This window comes from Advenella sp. S44 (assembly GCF_002810445.1).
In the GTDB taxonomy this organism is placed as follows: Bacteria; Pseudomonadota; Gammaproteobacteria; order Burkholderiales; family Burkholderiaceae_B; genus Advenella.
The window spans coordinates 214,995-237,850 of record NZ_NEXS01000010.1 but is presented as its reverse complement, the minus strand read 5'-3'; the positions used below and the strand labels follow the sequence as shown (position 1 = coordinate 237,850).

General features: G+C 57.9%; 17 protein-coding genes and 2 riboswitches. Of the genes, 13 read left to right on the top strand and 4 right to left on the bottom strand.

The genetic code is table 11. The features are described 5' to 3' along the window. Positions 1-5 precede the first annotated feature (5 nt). On the bottom strand, positions 6-338 hold the full coding sequence (locus CAP48_RS17575) for a GrlR family regulatory protein (protein ID WP_100699119.1): 333 nt from the start codon (positions 336-338) through the stop codon (positions 6-8). Between the two features lie 464 nt (positions 339-802). Then, positions 803-909: riboswitch (glycine riboswitch) on the top strand. Positions 910-919: 10 nt separating this feature from the next. After that, a riboswitch (glycine riboswitch) is annotated at positions 920-1,036 on the top strand. Positions 1,037-1,096: 60 nt separating this feature from the next. Between CAP48_RS17575 and gcvT the strand changes: the two genes are divergently transcribed. From gcvT to CAP48_RS17555, 4 genes are all read left to right on the top strand, one after another. Beyond that, positions 1,097-2,245, top strand: a complete 1,149-nt coding sequence (gene gcvT, locus CAP48_RS17570) for a glycine cleavage system aminomethyltransferase GcvT (RefSeq protein WP_100699117.1) — start codon at positions 1,097-1,099, stop codon at positions 2,243-2,245. Positions 2,246-2,318: 73 nt separating this feature from the next. Continuing rightward, positions 2,319-2,690 carry a glycine cleavage system protein GcvH gene (gcvH, locus tag CAP48_RS17565; protein ID WP_100699115.1) on the top strand — a complete coding sequence of 124 codons (372 nt, stop codon included), beginning with the start codon at positions 2,319-2,321 and terminating at the stop codon, positions 2,688-2,690. Positions 2,691-2,769: 79 nt separating this feature from the next. Continuing rightward, the gene (gcvP, locus tag CAP48_RS17560) at positions 2,770-5,649 is read left to right on the top strand and encodes an aminomethyl-transferring glycine dehydrogenase (RefSeq protein WP_100699218.1); all 2,880 of its coding nucleotides are present in this window, start codon (positions 2,770-2,772) and stop codon (positions 5,647-5,649) included. A 281-nt stretch (positions 5,650-5,930) separates the two neighbouring features. Continuing rightward, positions 5,931-8,369 (top strand): DUF3772 domain-containing protein, encoded by a 2,439-nt coding sequence (locus tag CAP48_RS17555; RefSeq protein WP_161495298.1) that lies wholly within the window; start codon positions 5,931-5,933, stop codon positions 8,367-8,369. 193 nt (positions 8,370-8,562) lie between these two features. Here the strand turns inward: CAP48_RS17555 and CAP48_RS17550 are convergent, their stop codons facing one another. The 3 genes from CAP48_RS17550 to CAP48_RS17540 form a co-directional block, all read right to left on the bottom strand. Beyond that, positions 8,563-9,087: a dihydrofolate reductase gene (locus CAP48_RS17550; protein ID WP_100699111.1), complete on the bottom strand. Its 525-nt coding sequence runs from the start codon at positions 9,085-9,087 to the stop codon at positions 8,563-8,565. A gap of 70 nt (positions 9,088-9,157) precedes the next feature. Beyond that, a complete protein-coding gene (locus tag CAP48_RS17545) occupies positions 9,158-9,955 on the bottom strand; it encodes a thymidylate synthase (RefSeq protein ID WP_100699109.1) in 798 nt (265 codons plus the stop codon). A gap of 2 nt (positions 9,956-9,957) precedes the next feature. Further along, positions 9,958-10,380 carry an OsmC family protein gene (locus CAP48_RS17540; protein ID WP_100699107.1) on the bottom strand — a complete coding sequence of 141 codons (423 nt, stop codon included), beginning with the start codon at positions 10,378-10,380 and terminating at the stop codon, positions 9,958-9,960. 140 nt (positions 10,381-10,520) lie between these two features. On the opposite strand from CAP48_RS17540, the gene coq7 reads away from it, so the two are divergent. From coq7 to CAP48_RS17495, 9 genes are all read left to right on the top strand, one after another. Further along, on the top strand, positions 10,521-11,198 hold the full coding sequence (coq7, locus tag CAP48_RS17535) for a 2-polyprenyl-3-methyl-6-methoxy-1,4-benzoquinone monooxygenase (RefSeq protein ID WP_100699105.1): 678 nt from the start codon (positions 10,521-10,523) through the stop codon (positions 11,196-11,198). Between the two features lie 1,009 nt (positions 11,199-12,207). Beyond that, positions 12,208-13,281 (top strand): glycosyltransferase, encoded by a 1,074-nt coding sequence (locus CAP48_RS17530; protein WP_100699217.1) that lies wholly within the window; start codon positions 12,208-12,210, stop codon positions 13,279-13,281. Positions 13,282-13,421: 140 nt separating this feature from the next. After that, positions 13,422-14,696 carry a Vi polysaccharide biosynthesis UDP-N-acetylglucosamine C-6 dehydrogenase TviB gene (gene tviB, locus CAP48_RS17525; RefSeq protein WP_100699103.1) on the top strand — a complete coding sequence of 425 codons (1,275 nt, stop codon included), beginning with the start codon at positions 13,422-13,424 and terminating at the stop codon, positions 14,694-14,696. Positions 14,697-14,788: 92 nt separating this feature from the next. Continuing rightward, positions 14,789-15,814: an SDR family oxidoreductase gene (locus CAP48_RS17520; RefSeq protein ID WP_100699101.1), complete on the top strand. Its 1,026-nt coding sequence runs from the start codon at positions 14,789-14,791 to the stop codon at positions 15,812-15,814. A 48-nt stretch (positions 15,815-15,862) separates the two neighbouring features. Beyond that, positions 15,863-17,182 (top strand): murein biosynthesis integral membrane protein MurJ, encoded by a 1,320-nt coding sequence (gene murJ / locus CAP48_RS17515; protein ID WP_100699099.1) that lies wholly within the window; start codon positions 15,863-15,865, stop codon positions 17,180-17,182. A gap of 53 nt (positions 17,183-17,235) precedes the next feature. Continuing rightward, a complete protein-coding gene (locus tag CAP48_RS17510) occupies positions 17,236-18,336 on the top strand; it encodes a glycosyltransferase family 4 protein (RefSeq protein ID WP_100699216.1) in 1,101 nt (366 codons plus the stop codon). Positions 18,337-18,345: 9 nt separating this feature from the next. Then, a complete protein-coding gene (gene asnB, locus CAP48_RS17505) occupies positions 18,346-20,241 on the top strand; it encodes an asparagine synthase (glutamine-hydrolyzing) (RefSeq protein ID WP_100699097.1) in 1,896 nt (631 codons plus the stop codon). 32 nt (positions 20,242-20,273) lie between these two features. After that, entirely contained in the window at positions 20,274-21,656 is a 1,383-nt protein-coding gene (locus CAP48_RS17500; protein ID WP_100699095.1) for a glycosyltransferase, read from the top strand. After that, positions 21,653-22,846, top strand: coding sequence for a glycosyltransferase (locus CAP48_RS17495; protein ID WP_242444546.1), 1,194 nt, complete (start codon positions 21,653-21,655; stop codon positions 22,844-22,846). The genes CAP48_RS17500 and CAP48_RS17495 overlap by 4 nt, the downstream gene beginning before the upstream one ends. Positions 22,847-22,856: the final 10 nt, after the last annotated feature.

Below are 22,856 nucleotides of genomic sequence, written 5' to 3'. Positions count from 1 at the left end.
CTGGCTTAGAAGCCCAGGTCAATATTGGCGATTTTCCGTGCATCGATCACGATTTCGCGTCCGCTGGGCGAATAGCCGGTCAGGCGAAAGCCGGTATCGGTTTTACCGCCCATCAGGGACAATTCGAAGCTGTTTTCGTCGGTGCCGAAAGACTGGTCAACCGCCGTATACGCCTTGATTTTCAGATTGGCGACGATTTCATCGTTGCCATCGGACTGGATGGTGCCTGAATACAGGTAATGGGCATCGCCGCCTCGGACCTTGTTGTCTTCTACGACCGTCACTCCGGCGTGGGCTTTGGAATCTGCGATCACTGTTGCGTAGAAACCGTTATCCATAATAGTACTCCTTATTTAATTGCCACTAGGGCGCTTGATGCTGACTACAGTTGCGAACGGCTATGGAATTAGTACCGTTCGCTATTGAATCTGCCAATGAAAACGTCTGTTATTTATCGAATATTGGTTTTGTTTATGCTGTCGTTCACCAGCGGATGGCTAGTGTACCGCAACATGATGACACCCATGTGTGAGGGTACTGCCGCAAGGGTGTCAGGCTACTTGTGGTCAAGTGTATTCTATCTCTTTTCCAAAGAATTATTTAATTGAAACTATAAGATGTAACAGTTCGTATTGATACGGTAACGCAGCGCTAACGGCGTTTAACCTCGCTTAACTTACGCGGTTAATAAACGGGCTGCCGGTCTTTGGGCGGGCTATCGCGGGACCTTGGCAAAAAATTGAATACCGGGGTTGCCGCAATGGATTTTTTTGCCGTTTGCCTGTATCCTTTCGCTTGCTTTCAAATTGTCGTGGGAGAGAGCATCAGGCGAGGTTACATGCTCGTCATGGTGCCACCGAAGGCGCAATTCGCCCGGAATCGCTCAGGTCCATGTACCGCACAATCACCGGCCCCGCCGGTAAGGCACTCTGGAGAGACCTTTTCACTAAGGCGCCGAAGGGGAAACGCGCTGTGCTGCGTCACAGGCCAGTCATGGCGCGCTACAACTCTCAGGCAAAAGGACAGAGGGCGATGAGCGCTGGTTTCATGGTGAAACTGCGCGCTGCGACCTCAATCCTTTTGAACAGGTGCAAGCATGTCTACGCAGACAAACTCTCCCTCCACGCCGGCAAGTCCTTCTCCTGAACCACTGAACCGTACCTCCCTGTTTGCCGCCCATATTGCGGCAGGCGCCAAAATGGTTGATTTCGGCGGCTGGGAAATGCCCATTTCCTATGGCTCACAACTGGCTGAGCACCATGCCGTGCGCGAAAAAGCGGGCATGTTCGACGTTTCGCACATGCTCAATGTCGATATTACCGGCATACAGGCCCGGCGCTTCCTGAGCCTGCTGCTGGCCAACGACGTGGCCAAGCTGGCCATTTCCGGCAAGGCGCTCTATAGCTGCATGCTGAACCCCGAAGGCGGCGTGATCGACGATCTGATTGTTTACTTTTTTGATGATGACCGCTGGCGCGTGGTCGTCAACGCCGGTTGCGCGCCCAAGGACATTGCCTGGATGCAGCGCGTGGCCAGCGAGCACAAGCTGGATGTGACCATTACGCCGCGTCGCGACCTGGCCATGATTGCCGTGCAGGGTCCGCAGGCGCGCGAACTGGTATGGCAAATTCATCCCGACTGGCAGACTGCCACCGAGCCGCTCAAGGCGTTCTTTGCCGCCAGCGTTGGCAACGACACACTGGTCGCTCGCACCGGCTATACCGGCGAAGATGGCTTCGAAATCGTGCTGCCTGCCACGCAAGCCGAAACCCTGTGGAACCAGCTGGCGGCGGCGGGGGTCGTGCCTTGCGGACTGGGCGCCCGCGATACGCTGCGTCTGGAAGCCGGCATGAACCTGTATGGCCAGGATATGGACGAGCAGACCCAGCCGGCGCAGGCGGCGCTCACCTGGACGGTCAGCCTGACCGATACCCAGCGTGACTTCATCGGGCGGCAGGCCATTGAGTCGGCGCCACGCAAGAATGTATTTACCGGCCTCAAGCTCAATGAGCGTGGCGTGATGCGGGCCCATATGCGGGTACGCACGGCGCAGGGTGAAGGGGAAATTACCAGCGGCACCATGTCGCCAACGCTGGGCGTTTCCGTGGCGTTTGCGCGCCTGCCCCAGGGCGTCAAAGCCGGCGATAGCGCCGAGGTGGAAATTCGCGGCAAGTGGGTGTCCGCCACAGTCACGGCGCTGCCTTTCGTGCGCCACGGCAAGGCCGTCGAACCTGCGCAAAAATAGAAAACCGTCACATAAACCTTGATACTATATGACCGTGTGCAACGTGGTCATTTTCCTCTTCCAGGAGTCTTGAATGAAATTACCAACCGATCGTAAATACACCCCTTCGCATGAGTGGGTTCTGGCCGAAGGCGACGTGTTCGTTGTCGGCATTACTGATAACGCCCAGGAACAGCTTGGCGATCTGGTCTACGTGGGCGATGTCCAGGTGGGCGCGCAGCTGAAGGCCGGCGATACTGCCGGCGTCGTGGAATCCGTAAAGGCGGCGTCGGACATTTATGCGCCGGTTGATGGCGAGATTGTTGCCTTCAACGAGGTGCTGGAGGCGCAGCCCGACCTGGTCAACGAAGACGCCTATACCAACTGGATTTTCAAGATCAAACCGGCCAACGCGGCCGATGCCGACAAGCTCATGGATGCGGCAGCCTACGAAGCCCAGGCCTGAACTGCGCTGCGGCCGCCCGCATTTGTACTGAATGCCCGGCAGCCGCGGCATGACTGATTACCACCGGATTACCCAGATTATGTTGCACACACACGAAGCGGCGTCCCAGGAATTTGTCGGACGCCATATCGGCCCGTCTGAAGCTGAACAGGCAGAAATGCTGTCTGTGATCGGCGTCGAAAGCCTGGACGAGCTCATCAATGAAATTGTTCCCGACCGTATTCGCAATGCCGCGCCGCTGGCGCTGGACGGGCCGCGCAGCGAAGCCGACATGCTGGCCCGCATGCGCGCCATTGCCCAGAAAAACACGATTTATCGAAATTACATCGGCCAGGGGTATTACGGCACATTGACGCCCAATGTCATTCTGCGAAATATCCTTGAAAACCCGGCCTGGTACACGGCCTATACCCCGTATCAGCCCGAGATCTCCCAGGGACGGCTTGAGGCGCTGCTCAATTTCCAGACCATGGTGACCGATCTGACTGGATTGGATATTGCCAATGCCTCGCTGCTGGACGAGGGTACGGCGGCTGCCGAAGCCATGACGCTGGCGCGCCGTTGCGCCAAAGCCAAAAGTAACGTTTTCTTTGTTTCCGCGCATTGCCATCCGCAGACCATCGAAGTGGTCAAGACGCGCGCCGAAGGCCTGGGCATCAAGGTACAGGTTGCCGATGAAGCCGATGGCCTGCCCGAGTGCTTTGGTGTGCTGCTGCAGTATCCGCAAAGTCTGGGTCGGGTCAGCGACTATACGCAACTGGCGGCGGATGCGCACGCCGCAGGCGCCCTGGTGGCTGTGGCCACCGACATGCTGGCGCTGGCGATACTGAAAGCGCCAGGAGAGTGGGGCGCCGATATCGCCGTCGGTTCTGCGCAGCGTTTTGGCGTGCCACTTGGCTTTGGCGGCCCTCATGCCGGCTTCATGGCCTGCCGCGACGCCTTCAAGCGCAACTTGCCCGGCCGCCTGGTCGGCGTGTCCAAAGATGCCCAGGGCAAGCCCGCTCTGCGGCTGGCGCTGCAAACGCGTGAACAGCATATCCGTCGCGAGAAGGCGACTTCCAATATTTGTACCGCGCAGGTGCTGCTTGCCGTGATGGCCAGCATGTTCGCCGTCTATCATGGCGCCACGGGCGTGCGCCGCATTGCCCAGCGCGTCTACGTCACGACGACCTTGCTGCGCACGCTGCTGCAGTCTGCCGGTTATCAAGTGCAGAATGAGACCTGGTTTGATACGCTGCTGGTGCAGACCGAACACGCTCCGGCGCTGCGCTCCGGGCTGCAAGCCGCACAAATCAACGTGCGCTGGGTTTCCGATTCGCAGTTTGCCCTGTCCATGGACGAGACCGTTACGCTGAGCGATCTTCAGGCCTTGGCTGACGTGCTCACGCAGGCTGCCGGTGCGTCCGCCATCGACGTTTCGGCGCTCAATGCCGGCGAAGATACCTTCGTGCCGGTTACTCTGGCGCGCCAGTCGGCGATATTGTCGCACCCCATCTTTTCCAGCATTCATTCCGAAACCGACATGCTGCGCTACCTGCGTGGCCTGGCTGACAAGGACCTGGCGCTGGATCGCAGCATGATTCCGCTTGGCTCCTGCACCATGAAGCTGAATGCCACAGCCGAGATGATTCCCATCACCTGGCCGGAGTTCGCAAATATTCACCCGTTCGCACCGACGGCGCAAACCACCGGTTATGCAGAACTGATCAGCCGCCTGTCGGCCGCTCTGTGCGAGATTACCGGCTACGATTCGGTCAGCCTGCAGCCCAATTCAGGCGCGCAGGGCGAGTATGCCGGCCTGCTGGCCATTCGAGCCTATCATCAGGCCAATGGCCAAGCCCAGCGCGATGTCTGCCTGATTCCGGCTTCAGCGCATGGCACCAATCCGGCGTCGGCCAACCTGGCCGGCATGTCCGTTACCGTGGTGGCGTCCGATAGCAACGGCAACGTCGATGTTGAAGACCTTAAGCGCAAGATTGAACAGACGGGTGATCGCCTGGCGGCGTTGATGATTACCTATCCATCCACCCATGGCGTGTTTGAAGAAACTGTGGTGCAAATCTGCGATCTGGTGCATGAGGCTGGGGGTCAGGTGTACCTGGATGGCGCCAATATGAACGCCATGGTAGGGCTGGCCAAGCCGGGCAGCTTCGGTTCCGATGTGTCCCATCTGAATCTGCACAAGACCTTCTGCATTCCCCATGGCGGCGGCGGCCCCGGTGTGGGGCCGGTTGCGGTGCGCGCGCATTTGGCGCCGTATCTGCCCGGTGTGCTCAATGAACAAGGCAAGCCTGATCTGGCGGCCGCGGCCGGCCAGCCTGGGCCAGTCTCGTCGGCGCCTTTTGGGTCGGCCAGCATCCTGCCCATTTCCTACGCTTATATCATGCTGATGGGCGCATCGGGCCTGCAGCGCGCCACGGAAGTGGCACTGCTCAATGCCAATTACATTGCCACCCGTCTGGCGCCGCATTATCCGGTGCTCTATAGCGGTCGTAACGGTCGCGTGGCTCATGAGTGCATTCTGGACTTGCGCCCCATCAAGGACGCTTGCGGAATCAGCGTAGATGACGTGGCCAAGCGCCTGGTCGATTATGGCTTTCATGCGCCGACCATGAGTTTTCCGGTGGCCGGCACGCTGATGATTGAGCCCACAGAATCGGAAAGCCTGAAGGAGCTGGATCGTTTCGTGGAAGCCATGATTAGTATCCGCCGCGAAATTGCCCAGGTGGAGGCCGGTCAGGTGGATGCCAAGGACAATGTGCTGACCAATGCACCACATACGGCGCAGATGCTCACCGCCGATGAGTGGAACCATGCATATGCACGCAGCCAGGCCGCCTATCCCGGACACGTATCGCCTGTCGGCAAATACTGGCCGCCGGTAGCACGGGTTGACAACGCCTTTGGCGATCGAAACCTGGTATGTGCCTGCCCGCCGCTGGAAGCCTATATGGACTGACGGCAGTACACTTGGGCTCACGAAAAACCGGGGCGACATTGTCTGGCATCGTGCCAGGCAGGTCGCCCCGGTTTTCGTTGGTGTCTTGGGTTTGTTTGTTGCTGCTAATCGGCGGGAGCAAGGCCGGCCCCGTGTTTGTGCGCAACGCCAAGCGCACGCCAGTTCACTTCACCAATAATATGGTGCCCGTAATGAATCCAAACAGGAATGTTCGGCTTTCTTTTGTTATACACCGTCTTTCAGCGTTAATATGGGCGTTTTCACCAGCGCTGATCACATCCATGATATTTCAGTTGCGTTCGCGAACCACGTTTCGGCCTTTGCCAGGTTTGGGCTGGGCACTGGTCCTGCTGACATTGCTTGCGGCATTGTGTTGCGCCGGCCCTGCCTGGTCGCAGGCCAAGGAAGCACCGCCCGATGTGGCACAGGTGCTCAAGCAGGCGCAGACGCAGATCGAGCCCATCAAAAAGCAGCTTGAGGCAATTGCAGAAGCGCCATTAGATGATGCTGCGCTGGCAGCCATGCGCGAGCAGGCGCTCAAGACGCAATCGGCGGTGGGCGGAGTGGCGGCTACGCTGGGGCCCAAACTGAAAGACGTGCAGGAGCGCTTGGCCGAACTGGGTCCCGTGGACGGCGCCACGACGGAGGCGTCCAATATCCGCGAACAACGCGCAGAGCTGGGCAAGGAGCGCGGCAAGCTGGACTCCCAGATCAAACTGGCGCGCCTGCTTGGCGTTGAGGCAGAGCAGGCGGCCGAGAAATTGAGCAAAGAGCGCAGAGAGCGCTATCAGGCACAGCTTGGTGAGCGCACAGCTTCAATTTTGTCGGGCGCGTTCTGGACAGACTTGGCTCGGGAATGGGCCCGTGATTCTGATCGCACCCAGCCCCTGGCCAATGAGTTGAGCGACTTGCTGCAGGCAATGACGCCTGCCTGGTGGATCGGCGTTGCCATTGCCATTAGCCTGCTTATTGGCGTGCGCCTGACGGCCGAGCAGTTTCTGCTGAAGGCCATGACCCGGTTCGTAGCGCCGGGGCGTCTGCGACGCTCACTGTATGCGCTGGTCGTGGTGGTGATGTCCGCGGTGGCTTATGGGTTGATGGCCGAAATGGTCAGGGCCGGCCTAAGCTGGAAGCAGAGCCCCACCTCTACAATGAACGAGATGCTGACGCATATGGTGCTGGTATCCTGGTTCGGCGGCTTTGTGGCGGGTTTGGGCAAGGCCTTGCTGGCGGCTCATCATCCGTCATGGCGACTGATTCCCATGCGCGATGACGTGGCGCTGAACCTGCGCTGGTTTCCGGTGGTGCTGGCCACGATTATCAGCCTGGGCTGGTTTATCCAGGGCGTTTTTTCGACCGTATATGCCAGTCTTGCGCTGACGGTCGCCTTTAACTGCATTATTTCATTGATCACCAGTATTGCCATGGGCGTGACTATGGTGCGTTCGCGCAAGCGCTATGCGACCGAGGCAGAGGCGGCCCAGCGCAGCAATCAGTTGACTATTCCAGGGTGGCTCAATACGGTGATCTCGCTGGCCGGTATTGCTCTGATTGTCAGCCAGATCGCATTGTTGCTGGGCTACGTTGCGCTGGGCACTGTGATTGTGCAGCAGCTGGTCTGGGTCTTTCTGGTGCTGCTGTCGGCCTATTTGCTGGCCGTGCTGATTGATGACATCTGCACCGTGATGCTGATCTCTATCAAGCGCCAGAGTGGGCAGGACGAGGACAGCGCGTTCCCGGCGATACGCAGTCAACTCTTGGTACTGGCCTCGGGTATGGGGCGGCTGCTGGTCGTGCTGCTGGCCCTGGCCCTGTTGCTGGCGCCGTTTGGCGGCGGCCCCACAGAATGGTTGCGCAACTTTTCGTTTATTTATTCGGGCATCTCCCTGGGCGAAGTGCAGATTCGGCCCACTGCCATTTTGATTGCGCTGGCGGTGCTGGTGCTTGGCTTTGCGCTGGTCAAAATGCTGCAGAACTGGCTGACAGAGCAGTATCTGCCGACCACGCGCATGGATGCCGGCATGCGGGCTTCGGCCGGCGCGCTGTTTGGCTATGCCGGTTACGTGCTGGCGGGTGCGATGACCTTGTCGGCGCTGGGTATTGGACTGGAACGGGTGGCGTGGATAGCCAGTGCACTGTCGGTAGGTATCGGTTTCGGTCTGCAGGCGATTGTGCAGAACTTTGTCTCGGGGCTTATTCTGCTGGCCGAGCGCCCGGTCAAGGTGGGCGACTGGGTATCGCTCAATGGCGCCGAGGGCGATATCCGTCGCATTAATGTGCGGGCCACGGAAATTCAGCTATGGGACCGCTCGACCATGATCGTTCCGAACTCGGAATTAATCACGAAAGTGGTGCGCAACGTCACGCATGCGAACCCGGTTGGCCGCGTGCTGATCCGCCTGCCGCTACCCGTGGGCACAGATCCTTCCCGGGTGCGGGATATTATTCTGGCAGCCTATGAGGCCAATGAAGATGTGCTTGCCGAGCCGCGCCCTGACATCCTGCTCGATAGCATTGAAGCGGCGGGACTGATTTTTATTTCTACCGGCTACGTCAATTCGCCGCGCATGGTGGCGCGAGTTCGCAGCGCGCTACTGTTTGACATCTTGCAGCAACTGCACGTTTCCGACATTGCCCTGGCCGCACCGGCCACCATGATGCTCAAGGAAGTGGCAGCGCCGCCTCAGAGCAAAAGGCATTTTGAGGGCGGGCCCGATTAGGCGACGCATGCAAAGCGTCTTCTGGCGGGCAGATCATTGACGTTCCGTTCGTGACGACAATCATCAACGGCTCAAGTCCATACCAAAAGGCCTGACCTCGGCAAGTGCCGAACCCAGGCCTTGAGCCCGTCATCTGCAACCGTCAAAGTGATGGCGGCCAGCGCATCGGGCGGGTGATTGCGAGCATAGCGATTTACGGGATGCTGACCTTGTTTTTTTGCAGGTCTTTCGGAATGCGTTCATAAACAACGTAATCGTAGTTCATGCCGTTTTCCTGAGGCTGGGCATCGCGAGACACTTCGCGCCACAGCTTTTCATCCAGGTCAGGGAAAAAGGCATCACCATCGACAAACTGATGTATTTCAGTTGCCATAACCTGCTGGGATTTTTCAATGGCCTGGGCGTAAATTTGCTCGCCGCCAATCACAAACGCCGTTTCGCTGTGCTCCAGGGCCAGCCCGATGGCCGCGTCCAGCGAATTGACGACATCGGCGCCCTCGGCACTGAAGTCACGATTGCGTGTAATCACGATATTGCGCCTGCCGGGCAGGGGGCGTCCGATAGACTCCCAGGTTTTGCGACCCATGATGATAGGTTTTCCCATGGTCAGGGTTTTGAAGCGTTTCAGATCGCCAGGCAGATGCCAGGGCAGGGTGTTGTTTACACCGATGGCACGGTTTTCGATGGCGTAGGCAACAAGAATAATCAGTGATGGCATGTCGGTTCCTGTATGAAATGCTGTAATGCGCGCGGCGCTCAAGCGAGTAGTTCGCTCTGCGCTAGCGGGCTCAGACCGCTACCGGTGCCTTGATATGCGGGTGGAACTGGTAATCGGCAATTTCAAAGTCTTCATATTCATAATCGAAAATAGAATCGGGTTTACGACGAATAACCAGACGAGGAAACGGATATGGCGTGCGTGATAATTGCAATTGTGCCTGTTCCAGGTGATTGCTGTACAGATGGCAGTCGCCGCCTGTCCAGATAAAGTCACCCGGTTCCAGGTTGCATTGCTGTGCCACCATATGGGTAAGCAGGGCATAGCTGGCGATATTGAACGGCACGCCCAGGAAGATGTCGGCGCTGCGCTGATACAGCTGGCACGACAGTTTGCCGTCGGCCACGTAGAACTGAAAGAAGGCATGACACGGAGGCAGTTTCATTTGCCCGATATCGGCAACGTTCCAGGCCGATACGATCAGCCGGCGCGAGTCTGGGTTGGTCTTAATCTGTTCAAGCACTTGTGTGACCTGGTCGATATGACCGCCATCGGGTTTGGGCCAGGAGCGCCACTGGACCCCATAGACCGGCCCCAAATTACCGTCGGCATCAGCCCATTCATCCCAGATGGTCACGCCGCGTTCCTGCAGCCAGCGCACGTTCGAGTCGCCGCGCAGGAACCAGAGCAGCTCAATGAAAATGCTTTTGGTATGCAGTTTTTTGGTGGTGATCAGAGGAAAGCCCTCGGCCAGGTTAAACCGCATCTGATGGCCGAATACCGAACGGGTGCCGGTTCCGGTGCGGTCTGTCTTGGCCACGCCATGTTCCAACACATGGCGCATGAAGTCTTCATACTGCTGGTTCATCTTTATGCCTCGGCGATCACGTAGGAGTGGGTAATGGTTGCCGCTTTTTCCAGCATGGCAACGGCTGAGCAATATTTGTCGTGAGACAGGCTGACTGCGCGTTCCACTGCTTTTTCCGGCAGATTCTTGCCGGTCACGGTAAAAACGAAGTGAATGTTGGTGAAAATTTTGGGCTCGGTCTCGGCGCGCTCGCCTTGTACCGTTACCTGGCAGCGCGTGACCTGATGCCGGCCGCGTTTCAGGATCAGGACCACGTCGTAGGCCGAGCAGCCGCCTGCGCTGACCAGCATCATTTCCATGGGACGCGGCGCCAGGTTATTGCCGCCGCCCTCGGGCGCACCGTCCATGGCAACAGTGTGTCCGCTGCCGGTTGTGGCAACGAACAGCATACCGTCGGGCCCATTCCACTCGATATTGCATTCCATGATTGTTTCCTGCATTAAATCAAAATCAAATCATAACCCATTGCTACAATAGACTCTTGGGCAGACTCGACCGGAGTAACAAATGCACCCCGGCAGATATCAGCCACCTTTTTCCTGTCCTTTCCAACGCAGGCAGACTTATGACTGAAAAAGCTATTGTTGTACGTGAATTTGACCGTCGTTATTCGCTGGCCGACCGCATGTTTGCCGAGCTCGGCACCGCGCTAGAAGTGCTGTCGGGCACCTCGCGTGCCTCGCGCCCCAATCCGGCCGGATCGCAAATGGTTAGCGGGGCGCCGCAGTTGAGCCAGGCCGAAGCCAGGCATGCTGCCGGCCTGATGCGCGTCAATCACGTCGGAGAGGTGTGCGCCCAGGCGCTCTACCGTGGACAGGCGCTGATGTGTCGCGAAGAAGGGGTGCGCAAGGTGTTCGAGACGGCAGCGCAGGAAGAAGTGGACCATCTTTCCTGGTGCCGAGACCGGATTCTGGAACTTAATAGCCGCACCAGTTTGCTCAATCCGCTTTGGTATGCCGGTTCCTTCGGGCTGGGCGTGCTGGCCAGCGCTGCCGGGCGTGAACGCAATCTGGGCTTCATGGCCGAGACCGAACGCCAGGTGGAAGCGCACCTTGAGCGTCACCTGACAGATCTGCCAGCACAGGATAGTCGTTCGCGCATCATTGTGCAGCAAATGAAAACAGACGAAATCCATCATCGGGAAACCGCCGAGCATCATGGTGGCACGCCGCTGCCCCTGCCGGTGCGTGGCATTATGAAGGCCATGTCCAAAGTCATGACAACGCTGGCCTATCGCGTCTAGTCGTCATGTCCAATACGCCCAACGCGGCCAACGCGCTCTGAAACCCGGTCCGGCATTGCACTGCAACGCAGGGCAGCATGGGGGTCAGAGCGTGGCAAATGCGGCTCGTCGGTGCTGCTGGGGTCTTCGCGTCCCCCTTTTGTGCGGCTCCCCGACACTGATGTAGCCGGGCTCTCTTACCGGATTGTGCACCGGTCATTTTAATAAATGTGGCTCCCAGACAACAATATTTGAGCTAACCCCGTTTTTCAGGGCTGAAAGGCTCGTCAAATCTAGAGACATACCCGGACACCAGAGTAAATACCTATGGACATTAGGGGCTAGTGTGTCGTTTTTGAAACAGATTGAAGTAAATAAGGCCTCATTTCAAACAGATGATTGAATATTTTCTTGCGTTGCACAAAAAAAAGCAGTACTATCTGTCTAACGGATGACGAAATGGTCTTTCGGAAATTCGCAGTAAGCAGTCATAGCGGTTCTGCCGCTCGCCACGAGCAAGAATAAATGGCGTAGCAGATACCACCTTGCACTGTCAGCAGCAGGTGTTTTTCTACACACTAGCCGCAAACTGCTTGAGTTTCTTTCCATTTGTCTTGCCAAGGTTGTCTCCTCCACCCTCCTCCTTTGGTGGATTTAGCCCAAGATCGCAAGGTCTTGGGCTTTTTTTTATCCGCTCGCCAGGTAATTGCTGTTCGAGTCGCCATTCGATGTTCAAGCCGCCATTCCGCTTAACGCTCAAGTCGCCGTCTGGCCGAGGGCCAAGAACATGGGGCGCAAGGGCGATATTGCCGGCCAGGGCAGCCCTAAATTTGTCATAATGTGAGGTGCAACGGTTTTAATGCAGATTAATTATTAAAATTGCAGAACATGAAATTGTTATGCTGTTTGTTTCAAACCGGATAGCGCCCGGTCGCTCCGCGTTACTATAGTCGCTTGTTAAGTAATTTTGTATTCTGGACCGACTTTGACATTTCCTTGGCAATATCTCTATATCAGCATTGTCGCCTTTATGGTCGGCGGGCTTATTGTTTTTTCCGAAAGATGGCACGGCCGCTATACCGGCGACTATGATCTGAACAAACCGCAGGCATCCCATAAAAAATCCACGCCACGCATTGGCGGACTGGCGGTGTTTGCCGGCACGCTGGCCGGGCTGCTGGTATTGGGCCGGCCCGACAACATGACACTGAACTGGCTCTGGCCTGCCTTATTCGTGGCCTCCATGCCGGTGTTCGTGGCCGGTATACTGGAAGATATTACCAAGGATATTGGCGCGGGCAAACGCCTGCTGGCCGCCTTCCTGTCCGCGGCCATCGCCTGGTGGTTTTTTGGCGGGGTCAGTCGCGTCAGTATTGACGTATTCAATTATATCCTGGGCTTTTGGCCGATTTCCCTGATCTTTACCGTCGTTGCCGTGGGCGGCTGCACCCATGCGCTCAATATTGTTGACGGCATGAACGGGCTGGCCGGCATGGTGGCCATGCTGATGGCAACCTCGATTGCCCTGGTGGCCTATCAGGTGGATGATCTGGCCATTTTTGCGATCGCACTGGCCATGGCGTCATCCATCATCGGCTTTTTTGTGTGGAATTTCCCTTACGGACGGGTGTTCCTGGGCGATGGCGGCGCCTATTTTATCGGCTTTATGCTGGCCGAACTGGCGGTGCTGCTGGTGGTGCGCAATCCGTCAGTATCGCCATTCTATGCGCTGGCGGTCCTGTTCTATCCCGTATTCGAGACGCTGTTTTCGATCTGGCGCCGCCGATTCAAGCGCGGCGTGCCGGTGGATCAGCCAGATGCGCTGCACCTGCACCAGCTCATTTTTCGCCGTCTGGTGCGCGTCACCTTCAACCGCAAGGGCCGGGGCATGGTGCCGGTCATGTGCAATGCCCTGACGTCGCCCTATTTATGGGTCCTGACGCTGATCGGGCTGATTCCCGCGACCTATTACTGGAATAATCCGATAGCCTTGTGTATCAGTATGCTGGTATTTGCATCTGTATATATCTGGCTCTATTCCCGGCTGGTGGCCTGGCGCTGCCCGCGCTGGCTACTGCTGCCGTCGGTATCGCGCCGTCGCTGAACGCGCAAAGCCATCTGCTTTGTTTCATTCCGGTAATACCTGCTCGTGGCATCTTTGTCCGTGGTTATCCGGAAGTTGTTAAAATCGACGCTTGAAATACGTTCCATCACATCTATTTGATTAGTCTTCTGGAGAACTACGTGCAACTTGGCGATATAAAATTAGCGATTGTCGGACTTGGATATGTCGGGCTGCCTTTGGCCGTGGAATTTGGCAAAAAGCGCAACGTGCTGGGTTTCGATATCAATCAGAAGCGGATCGAGCAATTGCAAGGCGGTGTAGATCATACTCTGGAAGTGTCTTCCGAAGAGCTGGCCGAAGCAGGCAAACTCAGTTATAGCGCCGATCCGGCCGAACTGGCCAAATGCAACGTGTACATCGTGACGGTGCCAACACCCATTGACGATTACAAGCAGCCAGACCTGACGCCGCTGATCAAGGCATCCGAGACCATTGGCAAGGTGCTGAAAAAAGGCGATATTGTTGTTTATGAATCCACAGTCTATCCGGGCGCAACAGAAGAAGATTGCGTGCCCGTGCTGGAAAAATGTTCCGGACTGAAATTTAACGAAGACTTTTTTGCCGGCTACAGTCCCGAGCGCATCAATCCGGGCGACAAGAACCATCGCGTCTCCACCATCATGAAGGTCACTTCCGGATCGACCCCGGAAATTGCCGATCTGGTCAACGACCTGTACAGCGAAATCATCACGGCCGGCACGCATAAGGCATCCAGCATCCGCGTGGCCGAGGCTGCCAAGGTGATCGAAAACACCCAGCGCGACGTGAATATTGCGCTGATCAATGAACTTGCCCTGATTTTCAACAAAATGGGGATCGACACCGAGGCCGTACTTGAAGCGGCGGGCACCAAATGGAATTTCCTGCCGTTTCGTCCCGGACTGGTGGGCGGGCACTGCATCGGCGTAGACCCTTACTATCTGACGCACAAGGCACAGGCCATCGGCTACCATCCGGAGATTATCCTGGCCGGCCGTCGCCTGAACGATTCCATGGGATCGTATGTGGTATCGCAACTGGTCAAAGCCATGACCAAGCGACAGATCCAGGTACAGGGCGCCAAGGTGCTCGTCATGGGCCTGGCTTTCAAGGAAAATTGTCCCGACTTGCGCAATACCCGTATCGTGGATATTCTCAAGGAGCTGGGCGAATATAGTATGGATGTCGATGTTTATGACCCATGGGTTGACTCTGCAGAAGCCGAACACGAATATGGTATTACGCCAGTGAAAATGCCGGAAAAGGGCGCCTACGACGCCATAATCCTGGCCGTGTCGCATCACCAGTTTGTCAGCATGGGAGCCGACGGCATCCGGGCGCTGGGCAAGGCTCAGCATGTACTTTATGATCTCAAATACGTACTGAACGCCGACCAGGTCGATATTCGCCTGTAATCACGCAGGCAAGCAAGTACGAACAGGCGCTGGCTATCGGTATTGGCTGGCGGCTGCAATTTGGTAGGATCAACCAATAGCAGGTGAACATTATGACTCAGGCATTCGACAATCTTAAAAACGCCATTCAGGCCGAACCACGCACCTGGCTGGTGACCGGCTGCGCCGGTTTTATCGGCTCCAATCTGCTGGAGACGCTGCTTCTGCTGAATCAGAAAGTAGTGGGCCTGGATAATTTTTCCACGGGTTTCCAGCATAATCTGGATGAGGTGCAAAAAGCCGTCAGCGAGCAGCAGTGGGCCAACTTTAACTTCATCGAAGGCGATATCCGCGATCTGGAAACCTGCAAAAAAGCCGTCGCCGGTGCCGATTACGTGTTACACCAGGCGGCACTGGGTTCGGTGCCTCGCAGTCTGGATGACCCGATTACAACAAACGCGGTCAATATCAGCGGCTTTCTGAATATGTTGGTTGCTGCGCGTGAGGCAGGCATCAAATCGTTTGTTTACGCCGCCTCCAGCTCCACTTACGGAGACCATCCGGATCTGCCTAAGGTTGAAGACAAGATCGGTAATCCATTGTCACCCTATGCCGTGACCAAATACGTCAACGAGCTGTACGCCAACGTGTTTGCCCGTGCCTATGGCTTCAGTTCGGTAGGCCTGCGTTATTTCAATGTGTTTGGCAAACGCCAGAATCCCGATGGCGCCTACGCGGCCGTGATCCCCAAATGGACGGCGTCCATGATCAAGGGGGAAGATGTGTTTATCAATGGCGATGGCGAAACCAGCCGCGATTTCTGCTTCGTTGAAAACGCGGTGCAGGCCAATCTGCTGGCCGCGGCCAATATGCCGCAAGAGGGCAGTCAGGTGTTCAACGTTGCGGTCAACGCCCGCACCAGCCTGAATGAACTATTCTCCCATCTGGCCAGCACGCTGGACAAAAATGGTGTGAAATACGATAAAAAACCGGTATATCGCGATTTTCGTAGCGGCGATGTTCGCCATTCGCAGGCCGATATTACCAAGGCGCATGAGCAATTGGGGTACAAGCCTACGCACGATATCCTGGAAGGGATAGAAGTGGCGATGCCATGGTATACCCAGTTCTTGCGTTAATCCTTGAAGCGGGTAATCGGGCGGTTTAAAGGACTGCATCCTGATCATATGCGTATCGCGCGGGGCGCGATGCGCGTCGCGTTTTTTCTGCTGATCGGCAAGATGGCCGGTGCGCTCAAGGAAATGGCGGTCGCGCATCGCTACGGCGTGAGCGAAGTGGTGGACGCTTATCAGTTCACCATGACCATGGCAAACTGGCTCCCGGTAACGATCGTCGGGGCCTTCTCCATCGTACTCATACCGGTGCTGGTCAAGACGCGGTATGCGCCGGGCAGTGAACGGGTTCAGTTTATTCGTGAATTGCAGGGCTGGGTGCTGGCCATCGGGATCGTGACCGGCGTGCTCACCTGGCTGCTATGGCCTTATATACTTCAGTATGCGGGCGGTAACCTGAGCGAGGCGACCCGCCAGCACAGCACCGAGTTGATCTGGGCTTTTGCGCCGGCGGTTGTGCTGACACTGCTGATCGGTGTGGGCACCTCGCGGCTGCGCGCGCACGAACGACATGTCAACACCTTGCTCGAGAGCATACCGGCGCTGATGATTTTGGCGTGGGTTCTGCTTACGCCGGGCGATGTCAGTGTGATGCCTTTGCTGCTGGGGACGCTGGTCGGATATCTGATCCAGGCTGTTTGGCTGACGGTACTGGCGCGCAAGGCCGATGATGGTATCTGGGGTGTGCCCAGTTTTACGTTCAGGTCCCATCAGTGGCCGTTGCTGCTCAATGCGGCCGGCGTGATGCTGATCGGCCAGATTGCCATGAGTTTTGTGGGGCCGCTGGACCAGATCGCTGCCGCCAAGCTTGGCGATAACGCCAATGCCACGCTGGGTTATGCGGCTCGTCTGCTGTCATTGATTATCGGGCTGGGCGCCGCTTCCGTCGGGCGCGCCGCGTTGCCGGTGCTGGCTGATGTGCAAAGCCAGGGCGATGTGGTGCGAGCTCGCGCCATGGCGCTTAAATGGTCTGTGCTGATGCTGGTCGGCGGAATTGTTGCGGTCGCCGTGTGCTGGGCGCTGGCGCCCTGGATTGTAAAAATCCTGTTCGAAAAAGGCGCGTTTACGGCCGACGATACTGTTGCCGTGGCCAGTGTGCTGCGCTGGGGAATATTGCAACTGCCATTCTACTTCGGCGTGCTGATCCTGGTGCAACTGATGGCCAGCCAGAACCGCTACAAGTTGATGGCTGCAATTGCAGTGGCGAACTTTGCGCTCAAGGCGGTGCTCAACCAGATCCTGGCGCCGCTGATGGGCGCCGAAGGGATTATGCTGGCGACCAGTTGCATGTACGTTCTGTCTTATATATGTTATGTCTATGTGACGCTGACGCATGATGTGTCCAAACAAACTTCTTCTCGAAAAACCGATTAATTGATGATATGTCTTTGACTTCCACGACCGCAGCGCCTGCCCCCCTGCGAATCATGATTTTTATCCATTCGCTGCACGCCGGTGGCGCCGAACGGGTAGCGGTCGATCTGGCCAATCAGTGGCATATTCACGGGCATGATGTGATGGTGGTTACCCAGACCGATGCCCGTGGCGATGTTTATGAGCTGAATCGGCATATTGAGCGGGTGGCGCTCAATACTGCGGGCCTGCGCGGCGTGATGGCCAATCTGCGGCGGTTGTATGTGCTGCGAAAAACGATGCAGCGCTATCGTCCGGACATTGTGCTGGGCATGATGACCACCGCGTCGATTCTGTCGATCCTGGCGTCGGCAGGTTTGCGTTGCCGGGTGATTGCGACCGAGCATACCCATCCACCTTCCCAAAATCTGTCGTCATTCTGGCTGAAATTGCGTCGGCGCGCCTATCCGCATGCCGCAAAGGTAGTGGCGCTGACGCGCGATACCGCCAGCTGGATTGTCAATCATGTGCCCGGTTCGGATCTGGCGGTGATTCCCAACGCGGTTCACTGGCCCCTGTCCAATGGACAGCCGCAAGTGACGCCGCCTGCGCGCAGCGGGCGGTCCCGCCTGCTGGCGGTCGGGCGCCTGCATACTGACAAGGGGTTCGATATACTGATCGAATCATTCCGTGATCTGGCGGATGTTTTCCCCGATTGGGACCTGATTATTCTGGGCGAAGGGCCTGAACGCGAGCGGCTGCAGGGGCAGATCAATGTCGCTGGCCTGGCCGGGCGCATCAGTATGCCGGGTCGGGTTGGCAATATGCAACAGTGGTATCAGGCCTGCGATATCTATGTGCTAAGTTCGCGCGTGGAGGGACTGTCCAATAGTCTGCTGGAGGCGATGGCCTGTGGCATGCCCAGCGTGGCCTTCGATTGCGAAACTGGTCCGCGCGAAATTATCCGGCCGGATATCGACGGGCTGCTGGTTACGCCGGTAGAAGATCCGCAGGCGCTGGCCGCGGCCCTGTCCGGCCTGATGCAGGACAAGCAGGCCCGAAAAACGCTGGCCAGCCGGGCGGTAGATGTGCGCGACCGTTTTTCCATGCGGCGCGTGCTGTCTTTGTGGCTAGCGGTTTTCAACGACATACAGCATCGGGATAAAAAGGAATAGGCAACGCTTATGTGCGGGATTGTGGGGCTTGCAGGCCGCTTCGAACACAAGGAAACACAGCTTGCGCAAAGCTGCAGCCGGATCGCTCATCGCGGGCCGGACAGCCATGGTTTCTGGGAAGATGCCGGTAACGGGGTCGCGTTCGGTCACGTGCGGCTAGCCATCCAGGATCTGTCCGAACAGGGTCACCAGCCCATGGCCAGCGCCGACCAGCGCTTCATGCTGGTGTTCAATGGTGAAATCTATAACCACCCGCAATTGCGCGTGGCCCTGGAGCAGGATGGCTATGCTCACGCCTGGCGCGGCCACTCCGACACCGAGACCATGCTGGCCGGACTGATGGTCTGGGGCATAAAGGAAACGCTCAGGCGAATGGTCGGCATGTTCGCGATTGCGGTGTGGGACAGGCAAACGCGCCAATTGATTCTGGCGCGTGATCGCTTCGGTGAAAAACCGCTGTATTATGGCTACGCGCCGGATGGCCTGATGTTTGCTTCGGAACTGAAGGCGCTGATGGCTTTACCGGGGTTTGATGCGCAATTGAACCGCGATGCGATCGCGCTATTGCTGCGCCATAACTATATTCCTGCTCCGTACACGATATTTACCCAAATGCGCAAGTTGCTGCCTGGCTCCTGGATCAGTCTGTCGCCGGAGCAGATTGAGGCGGCCAGCTGGCCCGAGCCGCAGCCGTACTGGTCGGCGCTGGAGGTGGCGCGTACGCAACCACGCCGGCAATTTACGCGCGATGGCGATGCGGTCGATGAGCTGGACCGGGTGCTGCGCGAGGCGATTCGCGGACAGTTGCTTTCGGACGTGCCGCTGGGGGCGTTTTTGTCCGGCGGCGTTGACTCGTCGCTGATCGCCAGCCTGGCCCGCGAGGAAGCAGCAGGCAAGCTCAAGACCTTTTCCATTGGCTTTACCGAACCCGAATACAACGAAGCCGAATATGCGGCTGAAGTGGCGCGTCATTTGGACACCGACCACACCGAACTGTATGTCAGCGCACAAGACAGCCTGGATCTGATCCCGTCACTGCCGCAAATGTATGACGAGCCCTTTGCCGACTCTTCGCAAATTCCGACAGCGCTGGTCATGCGCATGGCCAGGCAGCAGGTGACGGTGGCGCTCTCGGGCGATGCCGGCGATGAACTCTTTGGCGGATATTCGCGTTATAGCCGGGTGCAGCAATGGTGGGCCAAGCGCGAACGTGTGCCTGCGGCCCTGAAAGCGCCGTTGCGCGCCGGCGCCGGCCTGGCTGCGGGCGTACTGTCGGGGCCGCGTGCAGAAAAATTCGCCAAACTGCAGCAGGTGCTGGGCACCGACAATATGGTCGCGTTCTATCGTCAGTTCGTTTCTTACTGGCAGGACCCGGCAAGCGTGGTCACAGGCGCCAGCGAGCCGGCAACGGCGTTTGCGCAGGCGCCGCTGGACAGTATGCTGGACACCATGATGGCCATTGATACCGTTTCGTATTTGCCCGATGATATTCTGGTCAAGGTCGATCGCGCGGCCATGGCGGTTTCTCTGGAAACCCGTGTGCCGCTGCTGGATCACCGGGTGTACGAGTTTGCCTGGAGCCTGCAGGAAAAATACAAGCTGCGGGAGGGCCAAAGCAAATGGATTTTAAGGCAATTGCTGTACCGCCACGTTCCACCAGCCATGCTGGATCGGCCCAAGAAAGGATTTTCGGTGCCCATGGGGCAGTGGCTCAGAGGACCGTTGCGCGAGTGGGCAGAGCAATTGCTGGCCTTGCCACGATTGCAGGCGCAAGGTCTGCTGGATGCGCAGCGGGTGCGTGACATATGGACGCAGCATCAAAGCGGGCAGGCCGACAATAGCGCACGCCTGTGGGGGATCCTGATGCTGCAGGCCTGGCTGGACGAATACGGAATCAAACCATGAACATCATTAACTACTGCGGCAAGGAGTAGCCCATGCGAATCCTGTTACTTGTCAGTTCCATGAATGCCGGGGGCGCCGAGCGCGTAGCCGCCTCACTGGTCAACGCCTGGGTCGCCGACGGGCATGATGTCTGCCTGATGCCAACATATTCGCGCGGCACCGGCCAGTCCTTCTATCCGCTGGATCCGGGGGTTCGCCAGATATGGGTGTCGCGGCATTTAAGTGGGCCGGGCATGTTCCGCACGCTGGCCAAGCCTTTGATCCTTCGGCGTCTGATCCAGGAGGAAGCGCCCGATGTCATCGTCTCGTTCCTGACCAATGTGAATGTGATGGTGCTGGCCGCCACCAAGGGGCTTGAGATTCCCGTTATTGTTTGCGAAAGAACCAATCCGGCGGCAAGCAAGAATATCAGTAATGTGCTGGCGCGCGCACGTCGCCTGCTGTATCCGCAGGCCAATGCCGTCATGTTGCAGACGCAGCAGGCTGCCGAGGTCTTTGCCCGGGTTGTGCCCGGCTTGCAGCATGTGGCGGTGATTCCCAATCCGTTGCCGCCCGCACTGGAGTCGGCCGCCAGGGCAGTGGATGATACCGGCAGGGTTTCGTATGTATCCGAAGCCAACCGCACGACGACAGATACAAAAGCGAACGTGGACGTAGCAACGCAATCTGTTGCGGCAACGGAATCAGGGGCGGTACCGCAGCGCGGCGCGACAACTGAGGGCGCCTCGCAGCCCGCGGTGGCACCTGACGGCACACCGCAAGTCGGGGCTACCCCCGCGCGAACACCGCAGTCGGGCACGACACCGGCCGCTGGTGCGCAGGCACAGACCGAGGCTCGCAAGCAGTTATGTGCCATGGGCAGATTCGTGGCCACCAAGCGTTTTGAAATGCTGATTGATGTGTTCGGCCGGCTGGCGCCGGACGTGCCCGACTGGGATCTGACGATCTGGGGCGAAGGCCCGCTGCACAGCCTGCTACAGGACAAAGTGCGCAAGCTCGGATTGCAGGAGCGCATCCATCTGCCGGGAAAAACCGATCAGCCCTGGGAGGCGATCAGCCGCGCCGATGCGTTTGTGATGACCTCTGAAGTGGAAGGGTTTCCCAATGTGCTGCTTGAGTCGATGGCGCTGGGCCTGCCTTGCGTGACCATGGATTGCCCCAGCGGCCCTGCTGAACTGTCCAGAGACGGGCGTGACGCCATTTTGGTTGGGTTGTCCGATGTTGAGGGCCTGCAGGAAGCGCTGTATCAGATTATGACAGATGAAATATTACGCCGCGAGCTTGGTCACCGCGCGACGATCTCGGTACGTGACCGCTACAGTCTGGCAGCCGTGCTGGAGCAGTGGCAGTTCCTGTTTGATGCCGTTTTGGGCAGATCGCGTATCAAGCCCGAAGCACCAACGAGGCAGCCATGATGTCAGCGGCCAATGCGGGAGCCAGTGCAACGCTTGATGCGCATCCGCGCCAGCTGCATGTGGTGCATGTGATCAGCGGGCTGGGCCAGGGGGGCGCCGAGGCGGTACTCAATCGCTTGCTGATGGCCCCTGCGCATGGCATCCGCCATACCTTGATCAGTTTCACCGATGAGGGGCTGTACGGTGCCAGTCTGCGAGACGCCGGCATTAACGTAATTACACTTGGCATGAAACCCGGCAGAATCACGCCGAGCGATTTTCTGGCGCTGCGTCGTCAATTGATCCAGCTTAAGCCGGACGTCGTGCAAACCTGGATGTATCACGCCGATGCCATTGGCGGGCTGGCGGCAAGAATGGCCGGCATCCGGCATATTGCCTGGGGCATACGCAACTCGGGCGAAAGCCTCAAAAGCAGCAGCAAGACGGCGTGGCTGCTGGCGCGCATCTGCGGCTTGGTATCGGGCTGGCTGCCTCAAACCATCGTGTGCTGCGCCCAAGGCGCGCGGGCGCGTCATGAGCAATGGGGTTACGATGCCAACAAAATGGTTGTGATCCAGAATGGCTATGACCTGACACGCTGGCAACCGGATCCGCAGGCTCGCGAGCGCCTGCGTCGGCAATGGAAACTGGATGCCGATGCGCGTGTGATCGGTTTTGTGGCGCGCTTCAATCCGCTCAAGGACCATCGCAGCCTGATCCAGGCATTGGCCCGGAGCAAGCAGGCCGGGCTTGCGCTGCACTGCGTGCTGGTCGGCAAAGGGCTGGATATCGACAACGCGCAACTGATGCAATGGCTGAGCGAGGCAGGCGTGACGGATCAGGTTATTCTGCTGGGCATGCGCGATGATGTGCCCGATATCATGAACGCCCTGGATGTACACGTCTTGTCCAGCCTTGCAGAAGGCTTTCCGAATGTGGTGGCAGAGGCCATGGCTTGCGGCGTGCCCGGTGTGGTAACCGACGTGGGCGATGCTGCCGTGATCGTTGGCGATACAGGCTGGGTTGCCCCACCGCAGGATGCGGCAGCGCTGGCCGGCGCCATCGGCCACGCATTTGCGGCCATTGAAACGCAGGGCCGCGAGGCGATCTCTACGCAGGTGCGCGAACGGGTGCTGCAGGAGTTCAGCCTGCCCAAAATGGTTGAACGATATGAACAGACCTGGCGGGCGATGCTTGCCGACGCGCACTGATCATCCATAG